Here is a 14,972-nt window from a genome sequence, read left to right as displayed (position 1 = left end):
CCTGGCTTTGGCCTCAGGATAGGCCAACGGTCCGCGTGAAGGGCTTAGCCCATTCGGCATCCTTGATCATGACCTGACTTCCTGCCCAGCAACGCGGACGATGGGCGCTGAGGAAGGAAGGATTTCATGGCCGAAACCGCCTTATCGCGTGCCCTTCAAGGCAAGGCCCTCCCAGAGCGTCCGAACCTTGAGTACCTTCGCAACGAAGCGAAGGCGCGGCTCAAGACGCTGCGTGTGTCAGATCCAACTGCGCAGTTGTCGGAAGCCCAAAAGGAGGTTGCCCGCAAATACGGGTTTTCTAGCTGGCGTCGGCTGCGGGCAGAGGTTCAGAAGCTGACGGGTCGAACGAACGCAGAAAGCGCCGCCGATAAGGTTGTGCGCCTAGCGGCGGAACAGGCGCTCCCACGTAAAGCGATCTCGATAGATTCCAAAACGCTGGATCAGTTTGTCGGATTTTATGAATTAGCTCCCAAGAGTATTTTCTCTATTGAGCGTGACGAAGATGGTCTTATGGCGAGGCTGACAGGTCAAACTTTCTATTCGTTGCTCGCGGAAAGTTCGACAAAGTTCTTTTATAGGAACTCGCTCATCAAGGCGCAGCTTAGCTTTGAACGAGACGATAGTGGCGCGGCGACCTTGTTAGTGCTTCACCAAAACGGCATTGAACAATCTGCGCCGCGCATCAGCAGGGAAAAGGCAGCATCTGTCGAGCGGTCCATCGAAGCACGGAAGGCCACGAACGAGCCGAGATCCGGTAGTGAACAGGCGCTTCGTCGTATCATCAAAGCAACCCAACTGGGCATCCCGGAGCCTAATCTTATGTCTTCCGGCTTAGCACGAGCTTTTGAAGAGCAAATTCCGGATAATAAGCGGACTCTCCAAAGGTGGGGCGAGTTATTATCAATTCAATTCAGAGGTATTTCGATGGCCGATGGCTGCGATGTATACGAAGTTAAATTCGATAAAGCTGAGACAGAATGGCGTCTTAGCTTAAATGATGCATCGAAAATCGAAATGGCTAGCTTTCGCTTAGTGCCCTGACGATCCACGTCCGGATGGCCGCTTTGTAGATCTACTAGTGGCCATCCGGACGGCTGGGTTGGGTCGGCAGCGGGCCGTCCGCTTTTCCGGCGGACCTCCTTCGAAGCGGACTGGCGGCTTTCGGCCAGACTGCGTCACGCCGGATCGTCAGCGCACGCAGGACCAGACATTCGGCATTGCGCCCAAACCGGTCATCTGGGTCGAAACGCGGACATCTCGAAAGCTGACCTGCGGCTTGAGCGGACATGCGGCTTGACGACCGCGCTGGGGGCCGCCGCGGAGGGCTTCGGAGGCATCCCTTCGGTCTCGACGCGCGTCGGCATTCAGGGGGTCGATGCCGCGCTCGCAGATCCCGGCAGACATCTCGGCGAGCGTCGGATATCGCTTATGCGTTCCGCAGGAGGCGGAGCCGCATCCGGGCGCACCTCACTGCACCTGCTCCGCGAGCCTGAGCAGCTCGGCGCACGAGGCGTTCTTGCCGGCGAAATCCTTCCAGGCCGTGTCGCGGGCCGCCTCACGCCATGTCTGAATGTGATCGGCCGTGAGTTCGTGGATCTTGGCACCGCGGGCGGCGTAGATCTTGGTGATCTCCTCGTCATCGGCCTTGGCGGCCGCGAAGGAGAAGGCCTCCAGCTCCTGGCCGATCTCCTGAACAGCCCTCTGCTGCTCCGGCGTCAGCGCCTCGAACGTTGCCTTGGAGATGATCAGCGGCTCCAGAATGAACCAGAAGGAGCGCCCCCGGCCGGCGGTGAGGTTCTTGGTCAGCTCGTCGAGACGGAACGAGATCAGGCTCGTGGAGGCGCTCACCGCCGCCTCCAGCGCACCGGTCTGCATGCCGATATACATCTCGCTCGACGGCATGGTGGAGACGATGGCGCCGGAGGCCTGGAACACGAGGTCCATCTCGCGGCCGCCGCCGCGGATCTTTACGCCCTTCACGTCGGAGGGCACGAGGATCGGGTGGACGCGCGAGGCGACCGCTCCCGATTGCCAGACCCAGGTCACGATCATCACGCCCTTGTCGTTGAGCGTTTTGGCGAGCCGCTCTCCGACCGGGGCGGTGCGCCACCGGGCGGCCTGATCGTAGTTCGTCACCAGGGCCGGCATCAGGGCGATGTTGGCCTCCGGCAGCTCGCCGCCCGCGTAGGAGAGCGGCACGAGGCTCAGGTCGACGGCCCCTTTGCGCACCGCGCTGAACTGCGCGAGCGTCTTCACCAGCGAGGAACCCGGATAGACCTGTACCGTCAGGCTGCCGCCGGTGCGCTTCTCGAGCTCAAGGCCGAAGCGGCGGCAGATGCGGTCGCGGGCGTCACCGGACTCCAGAGTGCCGCCCGGAAACTGGTGCGAGATGCGCAGCACCTTCGGCGCCTGTGCCCGCAGCACGGCCGGGCTGGTGATCAGGCCGGCGCCGATCGCCGCCGATCCGAGCAGGTTGCGGCGTGTGACGATCATGCTGAGTCCTCCATCTTTTCGTGACGGTGAAGCCTGTCACCGATAGACGTGTTCGATCTCGGGTTCTGGGGCGACCGGCCGGCGGCACCCGACCCGGGCCGGGAGCCAACGTGTGCGGCGCGCGCCTCACAGGTGCCGCTCGCCGGCCTGGTCAACAGTTCTCAGGCGACGGTGCGGGCGGGTTCGGGCTGGATGCGCCCGCGCAGCCAGTTGATCACGCCGCCCGCGAGCAGGATCTCGATCTGGCGCGGCGACAGGTCGTGCCGCAGCCGGATCGTCGCCTTGCCGCCCCGGACGGTCGCGGTGATCTCCCGGCCCGCCGCCAGCGCGTCGACGACGCCGGTGATCTCCACCGTGTCGCCCATCTCCAGCCGGTCGTAGTCGGCCAAGTCCTGGAAGGTCAGCGGCAGGACGCCGAAATTCACGAGGTTCTGCCAGTGGATCCGGGCGAAGCTCTTGGCCAGCACGACCTCCAGCCCGAGATAGCGCGGGGCGAGTGCGGCGTTCTCGCGGCTCGAGCCCTGGCCGTAATTCAGGCCGCCGACGATGGCGTGGCCGGTGCGCTCCTTGCCGCCTTGCTTCGCCCGCTTCGGATAGGTGTCGTCGATCGGCTCGAAGGTGAACTCGCTCGTCTTCGGAATGTTCGACCAGTAGGGCATCACCCGGGCGCCCGCCGGCATGATGTCGTCGGTGGAGATGTCGTCGCCGGTCTTCAGCATCACCGGCACGCGGATGTCGGGCCCGAGCTTGCCGAGGTCGGGCAGCGTCGTGATGTTTTCGGATTTCTCCAGCCGCACCGCCCGGGCCTCCGCCTCGGCCAAGGGCGCCACCAGCATCGTGGTGTTGGCCGGCACCATCGCGGGCGGCACGATCCGCGGGTAGGGCATGTCGAGGGTGCGCGGATCGGTGATGATGCCGGTGAGCGCCGAGGCCGCGGCCGTCTCCGGGGAGCACAGGAACACGCTGTCCTCCCGGGTGCCGGAGCGGCCGGGAAAGTTGCGCGGCACCGTCCGCAGGGAGTTGCGGCCCGAGGCGGGGGCCTGGCCCATGCCGATGCAGCCGTTGCAGCCGGCCTGATGGACCCGAGCGCCAGCGTGGATAAGGTCGGAGAGCTGGCCGTCCCGGATCAGGGTCTCCAGCACGACCCGGGTCGAGGGGTTGATGTCGAAGGACACCCGATCGTGGGCGGTGCGGCCCTTCACGATGGCGGCCGCCACGGCGAAGTCGCGGAAGCCCGGATTGGCCGAGGAGCCGATGTAAGCCTGGTAGATCTCGGTGCCGGCGACCTCCGAGACGGGCACGACGTTGCCGGGGCTCGACGGCTTGGCGATCATCGGTACGAGGGTGGAGAGATCGACCTCCTCGTGGTCGTCGTAAGCGCAGCCCGCGTCGGCCGCGAGCGGCGTCCAGTCGCCGCCGCGCCCGACACCGTCGAGGAAGGCCTTCGTCGACGCATCGGAGGGGAACACGCTCGTGGTGGCGCCCATCTCGGCGCCCATGTTGGCGATGACGTGCCGGTCCATGGCGGTCAGGCCCTCCAGGCCCGGCCCGTAATACTCGATGATCCGGCCGAACCCGCCCTCGACCCCGTGGCGGCCGAGCAGCGTCAGGATCACGTCCTTGGCGCTCACCCAGTCGGGCAGCGACCCGGTCAGCTTCACGCCCCAGACCCGGGGCATGCGCAGCTGCAGCGGCTCCCCCGCCATGGCGAGCGCGACCTCGACGCCGCCCGCCCCGAAAGCCAGCATGCCGAGCGATCCGGCCGCGGGGCTATGGCTGTCGGAACCGACCAGCGTCTGCCCGGGCTTGCCGAAGCTCTGCATGTGGACCGGATGGCTGATGCCGTTGCCCGGCCGCGAGTACCAGACCCCGAATCGGCGGCAGGCCGAGCGCAGGAACATGTGCTCATCCGCGTTGAGCTGGTCGTTCTGGACAAGGTTGTGGTCGATGTATTGCGCCGCGAGACCGACCTTGACGCGCTCGACGCCCATCGCCTCCAGCTCAAGCATGACGAGGCCGCCGAGCACGTCCTGCAGGAGGGTCTGGTCGATCCTGAGAGCGATCTCGCCGCCCGGGGTGAGGTCGCCCTCGGCGAGGTGGGACTGGACGAGCTTCTGCGTCAGGTTCAACGCCATCGGGGGCCTCCCTCGTGATCCGTGTCGCGGGCTGCCGGGCGCTGGCCCGGGCTCCCGTCTTGTCGTCGCGTCCAGGCGCCAGGTCTTGCAGTATTGTCCAGCTTGGACCGGCGCGCCGTACCTCTAGTTATCTTATTGCAGAGTGAACGGGTTCGTGATGGACGATTTTGGATTGATAAAGACGCTCTTTGTCTCAAGGTACTCGTGGATCGCCGCGAGCCCGTTTTCCCGACCGATGCCGGAGTTCTTGAACCCGCCGAAGGGCGCGAGGTAGCTGACCACACGGTAAGCGTTCACCCAGACGGTGCCCGCACGCAGGCGCCTGGGCAGGTTCAGGGCCCGTCCGAGATCCGTCGTCCAGAACCCGGCGGCGAGGCCGTAGGGCGTGTCGTTGGCGATCGCCACGGCTTCATCGTCGGTCTCGAACGTCATGATCGATAGCAACGGGCCGAACACCTCCTCGCGGGCGATCCGCATCTGGTTGGTCACGCCCGTGAAGATCGTCGGCTCGACGAACCAGCCCTCGCCGAGCCGGGGATCGCTCGCCCGCTTGCCGCCGAGCACGCAGCGGGCGCCCTCGGCCTTGGCGATCTCGATGTAGTCCAGGACCTTCGCGAGCTGCGGCTCGGTGGCGATCGGGCCGACATCGGTATCGGCCGCGCGGGGATCGCCGAGCCGGGCCTCCCGCATGCGCGCCACGAGCTTCTCGACGAAGGCGTCGTGGATCGAGGCGTGCAGCAGCAGCCGCGAACCCGCCATGCAGGTCTGGCCGGCGGCGGCGAAGATGCCGGAGATGACGCCCTTGACCGCCGCGTCGATGTCGGCGTCCGCGAATACGATGTGCGGGGACTTGCCCCCGAGTTCCAGCGACACGCGCTTGAACTGGCGGCCCGCGGCCTCCGAGATCTTGGCACCGCCGAGGTCGGAGCCCGTGAAGGCGATGCGCTCCACGAGCGGGTGCTCGACCAGCGCGCGGCCGGCCTCGGCCCCGTAGCCGGTCACCACGTTGACGACACCCTTCGGGAAGCCCGCTTCCGCGAACAGCCGCGCCAGCCCGAGCATGGAGGCCGAGGCGAACTCGGAGGGCTTGACCACCACGGTGTTGCCCGCCGCGAGCGCGGGTGCGAGCTTCCACACCGTCAGCAGGAGTGGCGAGTTCCACGGCGTGATCGCTCCGACCACGCCGATCGGCTCGTGTACGACGTAGTTGAACATGCCGACCTTATCGGTCGGCGGCACCGAGCCCTCAATCTTGTCGGCGAGACCGCCGTAGTATTGGAACCAGCGCGGCAGGTACTTCATCTGGCCGAGCATCTCGACCATGAGCTTGCCGTTGTCGCGGACCTCCAGATCGGCCAGCTCCTGCGCGTTCGCGGCGATCACGTCGCCGAGACGGTGGAGCAGCAGCCCGCGGTCGCTGGCGGTCATGCGCGCCCACGGACCGTCGGAGAACGCGGCGTGCGCCGCGCGGACGGCCGCGTCGACATCCGCGGCGCCGGCCTCGGGGATCCGCGCCCAGACCCGGTTGGTGTAGGGATCCTTGGTCTCAATCCATCGCCCGGTGGCCGAGGCACGCCAGTCGCCGTCGATATACATGTCCAGGTCGCGCACGCCGGCCTCCGGCCCGCGCTCCGACGCGGCGCTTGAACCCGGCTGGCCGGGGGTCGAGGACTCGTCCATCCCTGATCTCCTGATCTGTGTCTGGTTCCCGCGCGTCCCCTGGGCCTCAGCGGCCGAGGCAGCGCTCGTAGATCCGCGTCGCCTGCGCGACGGTCATCGGCCGGGCCGCCTGCGCGACGATGTGGGTATCCTCGTCGATGTGCGGCGGCGTCTGCGGCGCGTAGAGGCCCGGAACCGCGAGGCGGGCCATCTCGGCGCAGCGCTCCGGCGGCAGGTGATCCGGCGACAGATGGCGGGCGAAGCCGATGTCGTCGTAGAGGCGAAACAGGGCTGCGACGCCGGCCTCGACGGCCTGCGCGTCGGTGAGGCCGGCGACGTCGGCTCCGAGGGCCTCGGCAAGCCGTCGGCCCTTGGCGGGCACCGCCGCTGCGTTGTGGGCCATGGTCCAGGGCACGAGCGTCCCGACGCCGAGCGGGTGCGCGAGGTCGAGATGGCCTTCGAGGGGCAGCGACAGGGCGTGCGCGTGGCTGAGCCGGGCGTTGCCGCAGGCGATGTTGGACATGGCCGAGGCGAGCAGGTTGTCGGCCCGCGCGGTCTCGTCGCCGTCGAGGATCGAGGCGCGCATCGAGGCGGCCTGCAACCGGGCCGATTCCAGCGCCAGCGCGTCGGTGAGCGGCGAGGCGAGATCCGACAGGTAGGCCTCGATCGCGTGCGTCAGCGCGTCGACCGCGGGCAGGACCGCCGCGCTCCGCGGCAGCGTCGCCAGCACCGCGGGATCGAGGACGGCGACCGCCGGGAAGCTCAGCGGCCCGCCGGCGAGGAGCTTCAGGTGCCGTTCCTCGTCCTTGACGATGGTGAACTGCGAAACCTCCGACCCCGACCCCGCCGTGGTCGGCACCATGACCATCGGCAGCGCCGGCCGGTCGAAATTCCCGGCGCCCAGGTGATCGCGCAGGGTGGTGCCGTTGGCCGCGACGATCCCCACGCCCTTGCCGGTGCACATCACCGAGCCGCCGCCGACGCAGACGATGCCGTCGATCCGCTCCGCGCGGCAGCGGGCCGCCTGTTCGTCGATGTGCGCGAGCCGCGCGTCGATCCCGCAGGCGTCGAACAGCGCGGTCTCGAGCCCCGCCGCTCTCAGGCTGTCTAAAACGCGGGCGAAGAAGGCTTGCTTGCCGATCACCGGATCGGTGACGACCAGAACGTTGCGACATCCCAGGCCGTGGGTCGCCGGCCCGACGCCGTCGAGGGAACCGGGACCCCAGACGACCCGGGTCGGCATGAAGTAGGTCAGGCTCATGGCACGCTCCGCTGTGGCATCCGGCGTCAGGGCGCGGATTGGGTCAGGCCCGGGAGATGTCCGTCCCGCGCGTCTCGCGCGCGAACAGGAGGCTGAGGATTGCCGCGGCGACGGCGACGCCGATCGGGTAGAAGAGGCCGGAATAGACGTTGCCGGTGGCCGCCACGATCGAGAAGGCGGTGGCCGGCAGGAACCCCCCGAACCACGCCGAGCTGAGATTGTAGGGGAACGACATCGCCGTGTAGCGGATGCGCGAGGGGAACATCTCCAGCAACGCGGTGGTGGAGGCCGAGAAGGTCATGGTGCCGAAGCTCAGGAGGACGAACAGCAGCAGCACGATCATCGGCTTGTTGATGGCGTTCGGGTCCGCGTCGCCGAGCGGGTAGCCGGCGGCGGCCAGCGCGGCCTTCAGCTCGCGCTCGAACCGCGCCTTCTGGGTAGCCGCATCGGGCGTGTCGCCCGCGTAGCCGGCCACGCGCGCGGAGCCGACCTGCACCGTCGCCGGACCCGTGCCGCTGCGCCGGTCGTAGCTGAGGCCGAGCTTGGCGACCGCGTCCGTCACCACGTCGCAGGACGACGTGAACGTGGCGGTCCCGACCGGGTTGAACTGCACCGCGCACTCGGCGGGATCGGCCACCACGGTGATCGGCGCATTCTCCTGCGCCCGCGCCAGCGCCGGGTTCGCGTAGGTGGTGAGGGCGTGGAAGATCGGCAGGGTCAGCACCGCCGCCAGGACGAAACCCATCAGGAACACCGGCTTGCGGCCGATGCGGTCGGCCAGGGCGCCGAACACCACGTAGAGCGGCGCCGAGAGCGCGGTGGCGATGATCAGGAGCAGGTTGGCGGTCAGCCCCTCGACCTTGAGGACCTTGGTCAGAAAGAAGAACGAGTAGAACTGGCCCGTGTACCAGACCACCGCTTGGCCGGGGACGATGCACAGGGCCGCGATGAGGATCAGGCGCAGGTTGCGCCACTGGCCGAAGGCCTCGGCCACGGGGGCCTTCGAGCCCTTGCCCTCCGCCTTCATGCGCCGAAACTCCGGGCTCTCGTCGAGCATCAGCCGGATCCAGACCGAGATGGCCAGCAGGATCACCGAGACCAGGAATGGGATGCGCCAGCCCCAATCCGTGAACGGACCTGCCCCGAGGCTGAGGCGGAGCGGGATGATCACCCCGACGGCCAGCAGGAAGCCGAGCGCCGCGGTCAGGACCACGTAGCCGTTCCAGGCCGCACGACGGTCGGCCGGGGCGTGCTCGGCCACGTAGATGATGGCGCCGCCGAACTCGCCGCCGAGGGCCAGCCCCTGGATCATGCGCAGGGTGATGAAGGCGATCGGCGCCGTGATGCCGATGGTCGCGTAGGTCGGCACGAGGCCGACCACGAAGGTCGAGAGGCCCATCAGCAGGATGGTGACGAGGAAGGTGTATTTCCGGCCGACGAGGTCGCCGAGGCGGCCGAACACGACGGCGCCGAACGGGCGCAGCAGGAAGCCCGCGGCGAATCCCAGAAGTGTGAAGATGAAGCCCGCCGTCGGGTTCACCCCGGAAAAGAAGGCTTTGGCGATCTCAGAGGCCAGCAACCCGATCAGGAAGAAATCGTAGAACTCGAACACCGTGCCGAGTGATGCGGCCACGATGACGCGCTTCTCCTTGGCCGTCATGCTCGCGGCACGACCCAACACAGCGGCTGTCGCCATCTCACATCCCCCCGGACGCTGAGGACAGCACGGTGAGGCCGCCCGTCCTGTTCTGAAGTTCGACATCCGAACAAGGAGGTTCGGCCGTCGAGTGCTCAAACTCCGGGGCGGAGTCGGTCTGGGTGAGGCCAGGCTTCGGACGACGTTCGGGCGAAGAGTCTCGCGCCAGCACCGCACGGCCCCGGATCTACGGATCCAGGGGGCATTCTAGGCGCTTCCTTCCCGATCGGCCGTCTCGGCCTTGTTCACCCCGCCCGCGCATTCATGGCCGGAATTGATGATTCGCGATCACATTTTTCTTCTATAGAAGAATTCACTGGATTGATAGGGGATCATGGAACGGCCCGCGGGCTCATCTTTTCGACGACGCTTGGATCGCCGGTGTAGAGCCCTGTATGGCGGCCCGTGCTGCCGGGATCCTGGGATGTGGCTCGCCTCCGATGAAGACCTCGTCGAATCCTGATCGTGCTTTGACGGCAGACATCGGTCCATCACCGCTCGGCGACGAGAGCAGCGAGCACGACAGGGACGCTGAGTCGCAGGGGCGACTGGGCGAAACGGTCTCGAAAAATCTCGGCGGGCGCGTCCGTGACCTGCGCAAGAAGCGAGGCTTGACGCTCAACGAGTTGTCCGGGCGCTCTCAGGTGAGCCGGGCCTTCCTCTCCGCGATCGAGCGGAGCGAAAAGTCGCCAACCCTGCCGATCATCGTGCGCATCGCGCGAGGGTTGAACGTTTCGATGTCGTCCCTGCTCGGCGTCGAGCCGGCGGCGACCGGGGTCGCGTCGAACCGGAGCGCGGACCAAGTCACGTTCCGCGATCCGCAGAGCGGCTTCGAGCGGACGGTGCTGTCGCCCCTGCGCGAGGGCGGGGGCGCCGAGATCGTCAAGCACTGCATTCCGCCCGGCCAATCATCCGGGCTTCTGCCCGTCTATCCGACCGCGGTCGAAAAACATATCCTGATGCAGGAAGGCGAATTGACTGCCCTGATAGATGACCGAGAGTACAAAATCTCGTCCGGGGACACCCTCTCCTTCATGATCGAGTCGTCTTACCGTCTGTGTAACGAGGGGTCTGTCCCCTGCGTGTACATCGTCGTCATGGTGGAGAGGGGCTAGCGCGGGCAGCTGGGCGGGTCCGGCGGCCTGCGAGTCGTAGCGGCCTATGCGCGGCGGCCCATGCTTCACTTGCGCCGGGCCCGGGGCGAACCCGGCCCCGTGAACCGGCCAGCCACGACGGGGGCGGCGTTCGGGATCCGGCTTACGGCCGGATAGATCGGGTCTGCTTTCGCGGCGTGTCTCCTGCAGAGCGTACCAGCCGCTATCGGCCAAGTCCAGCCCCGCTGGCGTGTGGCTCCGAATGACCGGATTGGGTCGATTTTGTTGAAAAACTCGGGTGTTGCGGCGGTAGTCGTGAGGTGATTCACTCGTGTCGATAGACGGAGACCGAAGCAGATGATGGGACCTCGGCAAGTCGAGCAGGGTGCCCTGTTCTACGAGTTCTCGCTCGATACCCACGTCCCCGTCGACCATCTGCTGCGCGCCATTGATCGCTTCGTTGACCTGTCGGATCTGCGTGCGCACCTGCGGCCCTTCTACAGCACGACGGGCCGGCCCTCGGTCGACCCCGAGCTGATGATCCGCATGCTGCTCATCGGCTACTGCTTCGGCATCCGCTCCGAGCGCCGCCTGTGCGACGAGGTCCACCTCAACCTCGCCTATCGCTGGTTCTGCCGGCTCGGGTTGGAGGGCGCCGTGCCCGACCACTCGACCTTCTCCAAGAACCGTCATGGCCGCTTCCGCGACAGCGACCTGCTGCGCCGCTTGTTCGAGACCGTGCTCACCCGCTGCATCGCCGAGGGGCTCGTGGGCGGCGAGGGCTTCGCGGTCGACGCCAGCCTGATCAAGGCCGATGCCAACCGGCAGAAGGGCGTCGAGGGTACGAACGGCCTGCCACCCGAGACCGTCAGCCGCGCCGCCCGGGAGTACCTGGCCGTGCTTGACGACGCCGCGTTCGGCGCTGCGACGCCGGTCCTGCCCAAGCTCGTCTCCCCCGCCGACCCGTCCGCGCGCTGGACGGGCGCGGACGGTGGGCTGGCCTACTTCGCCTACGCGGCCAACTACCTGATTGACCTCGACCACGCGGTCATTGTGGACGTCGAGCCGACCACCGCGATCCGGCAGGCCGAGGTCACGGCCGCCAAGCGCATGATCGTGCGCTCGCGCGAGCGCTTCGACCTCTACCCGGCACGGCTCGCCGGCGACAGCGGTTACGGATCGGCCGCGATGCTGGGCTGGCTCGTCCACGAGCAGGGCATCGAGCCGCACATCCCCGTCTTCGACAAGTCTGAGCGCCGCGACGGCACCTTCAGCCGATCAGCCTTCACCTACGACCCTAGCGCTGACGCCTACACCTGCCCGGCCGGCAAGCACCTGCGGCAACGTCAGAAGGTCTACAGGTCACCGCCCCCGCTCGTCGACGCAGACGGGATGCTGCGCTACCGCGCGAGCAAGCACGACTGCGATGCCTGCGCGCTGAAGCCACGATGCTGCCCCAACGCATCCGCTCGCAAGATCCCACGCTCGATCCACGAGGGCGCCCGGCAGATGGCGCGCGACATCTGCGCCTCGGAGGCGGGCCGTACCTCGCGGCGGGAGCGCAAGAAGGTCGAGATGCTGTTTGCCCACCTCAAGCGGATCCTGAAGCTGGATCGGCTTCGGTTGCGGGGGCCGGATGGAGCCCGGGACGAATTCCACCTCGCGGCCGCCGCCCAGAACCTACGGACGCTGGCCAAGCTGATCCCGCTGGGGCAGCCGAGCCTAGCCTGATCGGCTGGGGGAGGCCCTCAGCCAAGCCCCGATCAAACCTCGATCCAGGCCGACCGCGAGTTTTTCAACGAAATCGGTGGTTTCCCGCCGGTCTGCTTTCAAGCAAATGACCAAGGTTAAAGGACGTTCGAGTTCTGGTTGCCGATAGACAAGGATCGTGCGCCCGACTCGGGGTCAAAACCAACTGGCGTGTGCAGGGCCGTTAAGCCGCTGTCTGTGGCCTCAGCCGGATCATCGAACTGACTGTTGCGCCGCTCGTCGATGCTCACCGGGCGAGCAGCCGTACCTGTGCTTGAAGCGCCGAGAGAAGTGCGCCTGGCTGGTGAACCCGCACTCATAAGCCAGCGTGCCAATCGGTAGGTGCAACGAGGCTGGGTCGGCCAAGCGCTTCGCAGCCACCGCCAGCCGGCGCTCCCAGATCCAGTCGGAGATGTGCTGACCGCGCTCGTGGAACAGCTCCTGCAGCCGCCGCAGCGAGACACCCATGGCGGCTGCAAGTCGAGGCGGATCGAGCGTCTGGTCGTGCAGATTGGCTTCGACGTAAGCCTTGGCACGCTGGACCACGACGCTACCGTGCAGCGGCCGGGGCACTTCCTTGGCCAAGCGCTCAGCGATGCTGGCCATGATCAGGTCCAGCCCGATCGACGACATGCGCTCCGCCGTGTCGGCGCCAAGCTGTCCCTCGACCCGGATCAGCTCCCGGAAGTAAGTCAGGGCCAGCGTCGTGGAGGCCAACTCCGCCCCGATGGTCAAGGACGTGTAGAGGTTGGACGGACCAAACAGGCCCTCCAGGCGCGCGCGCGGCAGTTCGATCACCAGTGACTGACCATCGTCAGCTGTTCCCAGCACGGAGGGCCGACGATTGAGCAAGACCAGATCGCCGGGGCGTTGAACGGCCGCTCGGTCTTCCTGCATGGTTCCCGACGTCGTTCCGGCCAGCTTGAAGAGTGCCAGCACCGAGTCAGGGGCGTGGCTCGACGGGCGCCTTCGGCTTGTCTGCTCTGCTGCACTTTGCGTGAAACGCGCGATCGGCAAGGACCCGATCTTCGTCGCCTCGACCTTGCTCGTGAACGGCCGGTCACCAAGGCGGGTAAACTCGAACTCTCCGTATCGGTTTGCCAGCAGATCGCGCCAGACCTTGAACCTATTCGCAGGCGGCAGCGTAGCTGTAGAATGAAGAAGATGCATCGACAGGTCTTGTGCTCACCGCCCGCTGAGGCGTGTGCCATCACCGACGTTGAATGGTCGTCGTCACCTGGACACAACACCTCAGCTGATATCTATGAGGATCGTATACAATCTTCAGAAGTGGTGTCCATAGCGCCGCCATTCTGTGAACGGGAAGTCGCACCCAGCTGCGTCCGCGTATGGGAATTTATCTCGGCCGGTTGAGTGACCGGGTTGGGTCGCTACCGGAACGGCGGCAGGGAGTGGTCTGGAGACGGTCTGCTTCTACCGCAGATTGGGCCAATGTGCTGGTTCGGAGTCGGGAGCCGATCGACGACTTGCTCCGCCCGGGCGGTAGAATGCTCAGGGATTCTCCGAAGATGGTCCGGTCTGTGCTTGCCCCTGCTGGCCACCCGATCGTGCCGGTTCCTGTCGTCGCTGGGCGCGCGGACGGACGATGGGTTTGCCCCGATGAAAGGGCGGCGCCCCTTTTTTCCACCCTGGTTCCCCCATGCCCGAATGCCTCGTCTTCCGCGTGCCCGCGCAGCATCCCGCCGACGTCTCCGAGGTGATGGGCCTCGTCGCTTCCGGGGCGGTGGACGTGACCGAGATCGTCGCGATCTTCGGCAAGACCGAGGGCAATGGCTGCGTGAATGACTTCACCCGGCAGCTTGCGGTGATGGCCCTGGAGACGGCGCTCGCCACCGCCCTCGGCTGCACGGCGGCGGAGGTCGGCGCGCGGATCGCCCTCGTCATGTCCGGCGGCACCGAAGGCGGGCTGTCGCCGCACTTCCTCGTCCTCGCCCGGCGTGACGGCCCTGCGGTGCCGGAGGGCAAGGCGCTCGCCATCGGCACGGCCTTCACGCAGGAGTTCCGGGCGGAGGAGATCGGCCGGTTGGCGCAGGTCGAGGCGACTGCGGCGGCGGTCGGCCGGGCCATGGCAGAGGCGGGGCTCACCGATCCCGCCGACGTGCATTTGGTGCAGGTGAAGTGCCCGCTCCTGACGAGCGCTCGGATCGCCGAGGCGGCCGCCCGGGGCCACGGCGTTGCCACACACGACACCTACGCCTCGATGGGCTTATCCCGCGGCGCCTCGGCGCTCGGCATCGCCCTCGCCCTCGGGGAGGTCGACCGCGAACATCTCACGGATTCCGCCATCGGCACCCGACGCGATCTTTTCTCCGGCCGCGCCAGCTGCTCGGCGGGGATCGAGCTGATGCGCAACGAGATCATCGTGCTCGGCAACTCCCAGGGCTGGACAGGCCCGCTCGCCATCGCCCACCGGGTCATGGACGACGGCATCGACCTGCCCGCGATTCGGGGGGTGCTCACCGACCTCGGCTTCCTGGAAGCGGGGCAGTTGCCGCCTCATGAGTCGGAGCGCGTGATCGCCCTGCTCGCCAAGGCCGAGCCCTCCCACGACGGCCTGATCCGGGGACGGCGCCACATCATGAACGACGACAGCGATATCAACGCCACCCGGCACGCCCGCGCCTTGGTCGGCGGCGTGGCCGCCGCGGCGATCGGCCGGACGGACCTGTTCGTCTCCGGCGGCGCTGAGCATCAGGGGCCGGATGGCGGCGGGCCGGTAGCGGTCATCGCCCGCGTGAGGGACTGAAACCGTACGCGGGGCCGCAGAAGTGCGTCCGCTCTGCCGAGGGCCGTTCGCCAAAGCAAGCTGGTAGCCCTCGGCCAGCTCCCGCGGCGCCAACGCGCCTCCGAGTGCCTTCGATCGG

General features: G+C 67.1%; 10 protein-coding genes. 4 read left to right on the top strand and 6 right to left on the bottom strand.

Annotation, left to right across the window (positions count from 1 at the left end; genetic code table 11):
• The first annotated feature begins 126 nt into the window (after positions 1-126).
• The gene (locus PQI07_RS01030; protein ID WP_274925867.1) at positions 127-1,041 is read left to right on the top strand and encodes a DUF3471 domain-containing protein; all 915 of its coding nucleotides are present in this window, start codon (positions 127-129) and stop codon (positions 1,039-1,041) included.
• Positions 1,042-1,467: 426 nt separating this feature from the next.
• On the opposite strand, the gene dctP is transcribed toward PQI07_RS01030, so the two are convergent.
• From dctP to PQI07_RS01005, 5 genes are all read right to left on the bottom strand, one after another.
• Positions 1,468-2,493, bottom strand: coding sequence for a TRAP transporter substrate-binding protein DctP (gene dctP, locus PQI07_RS01025; protein WP_182592110.1), 1,026 nt, complete (start codon positions 2,491-2,493; stop codon positions 1,468-1,470).
• 161 nt (positions 2,494-2,654) lie between these two features.
• Positions 2,655-4,628 (bottom strand): aconitate hydratase, encoded by a 1,974-nt coding sequence (locus tag PQI07_RS01020; protein ID WP_274925866.1) that lies wholly within the window; start codon positions 4,626-4,628, stop codon positions 2,655-2,657.
• A gap of 132 nt (positions 4,629-4,760) precedes the next feature.
• Positions 4,761-6,239 (bottom strand): aldehyde dehydrogenase, encoded by a 1,479-nt coding sequence (locus PQI07_RS01015; protein ID WP_164706441.1) that lies wholly within the window; start codon positions 6,237-6,239, stop codon positions 4,761-4,763.
• A 115-nt stretch (positions 6,240-6,354) separates the two neighbouring features.
• The gene (locus tag PQI07_RS01010; RefSeq protein WP_274925865.1) at positions 6,355-7,548 is read right to left on the bottom strand and encodes an iron-containing alcohol dehydrogenase; all 1,194 of its coding nucleotides are present in this window, start codon (positions 7,546-7,548) and stop codon (positions 6,355-6,357) included.
• A gap of 43 nt (positions 7,549-7,591) precedes the next feature.
• On the bottom strand, positions 7,592-9,244 hold the full coding sequence (locus tag PQI07_RS01005) for an MFS transporter (RefSeq protein ID WP_043755542.1): 1,653 nt from the start codon (positions 9,242-9,244) through the stop codon (positions 7,592-7,594).
• Between the two features lie 440 nt (positions 9,245-9,684).
• On the opposite strand from PQI07_RS01005, the gene PQI07_RS01000 reads away from it, so the two are divergent.
• Together PQI07_RS01000 and PQI07_RS00995 are read left to right on the top strand one after the other, a co-directional pair.
• Positions 9,685-10,359 carry a helix-turn-helix domain-containing protein gene (locus PQI07_RS01000; RefSeq protein WP_274925864.1) on the top strand — a complete coding sequence of 225 codons (675 nt, stop codon included), beginning with the start codon at positions 9,685-9,687 and terminating at the stop codon, positions 10,357-10,359.
• Between the two features lie 336 nt (positions 10,360-10,695).
• On the top strand, positions 10,696-12,069 hold the full coding sequence (locus tag PQI07_RS00995) for an IS1182 family transposase (RefSeq protein ID WP_274925863.1): 1,374 nt from the start codon (positions 10,696-10,698) through the stop codon (positions 12,067-12,069).
• Positions 12,070-12,300: 231 nt separating this feature from the next.
• Here the strand turns inward: PQI07_RS00995 and PQI07_RS00990 are convergent, their stop codons facing one another.
• Positions 12,301-13,257, bottom strand: coding sequence for a helix-turn-helix domain-containing protein (locus tag PQI07_RS00990; RefSeq protein ID WP_179698061.1), 957 nt, complete (start codon positions 13,255-13,257; stop codon positions 12,301-12,303).
• 490 nt (positions 13,258-13,747) lie between these two features.
• Here PQI07_RS00990 and atzD point away from each other — a divergent pair, with 490 nt between their 5' ends.
• Entirely contained in the window at positions 13,748-14,854 is a 1,107-nt protein-coding gene (atzD, locus tag PQI07_RS00985; protein WP_274925862.1) for a cyanuric acid amidohydrolase, read from the top strand.
• Positions 14,855-14,972 lie beyond the last annotated feature (118 nt).

The sequence above is a fragment of the Methylobacterium sp. 092160098-2 genome (assembly GCF_028920805.1).
GTDB classification, from domain to species: domain Bacteria; phylum Pseudomonadota; class Alphaproteobacteria; order Rhizobiales; family Beijerinckiaceae; genus Methylobacterium; species Methylobacterium fujisawaense.
The sequence above is the reverse complement of the archived record's forward strand: the minus strand, read 5'-3'. Positions and strand labels throughout refer to the sequence as shown.

What these genes read in the sequence shown, in the direction of transcription:
- PQI07_RS01030 (WP_274925867.1), top strand. Translation starts at nt 127, where the DNA reads ATGGCCGAAACCGCCTTATCGCGTGCCCTTCAAGGCAAGGCCCTCCCA.
- dctP (WP_182592110.1), bottom strand. Translation starts at nt 2,493, where the DNA reads ATGATCGTCACACGCCGCAACCTGCTCGGATCGGCGGCGATCGGCGCC.
- PQI07_RS01020 (WP_274925866.1), bottom strand. Translation starts at nt 4,628, where the DNA reads ATGGCGTTGAACCTGACGCAGAAGCTCGTCCAGTCCCACCTCGCCGAG.
- PQI07_RS01010 (WP_274925865.1), bottom strand. Translation starts at nt 7,548, where the DNA reads ATGAGCCTGACCTACTTCATGCCGACCCGGGTCGTCTGGGGTCCCGGT.
- PQI07_RS01005 (WP_043755542.1), bottom strand. Translation starts at nt 9,244, where the DNA reads ATGGCGACAGCCGCTGTGTTGGGTCGTGCCGCGAGCATGACGGCCAAG.
- PQI07_RS01000 (WP_274925864.1), top strand. Translation starts at nt 9,685, where the DNA reads ATGAAGACCTCGTCGAATCCTGATCGTGCTTTGACGGCAGACATCGGT.
- PQI07_RS00995 (WP_274925863.1), top strand. Translation starts at nt 10,696, where the DNA reads ATGATGGGACCTCGGCAAGTCGAGCAGGGTGCCCTGTTCTACGAGTTC.
- PQI07_RS00990 (WP_179698061.1), bottom strand. Translation starts at nt 13,257, where the DNA reads ATGCATCTTCTTCATTCTACAGCTACGCTGCCGCCTGCGAATAGGTTC.
- atzD (WP_274925862.1), top strand. Translation starts at nt 13,748, where the DNA reads ATGCCCGAATGCCTCGTCTTCCGCGTGCCCGCGCAGCATCCCGCCGAC.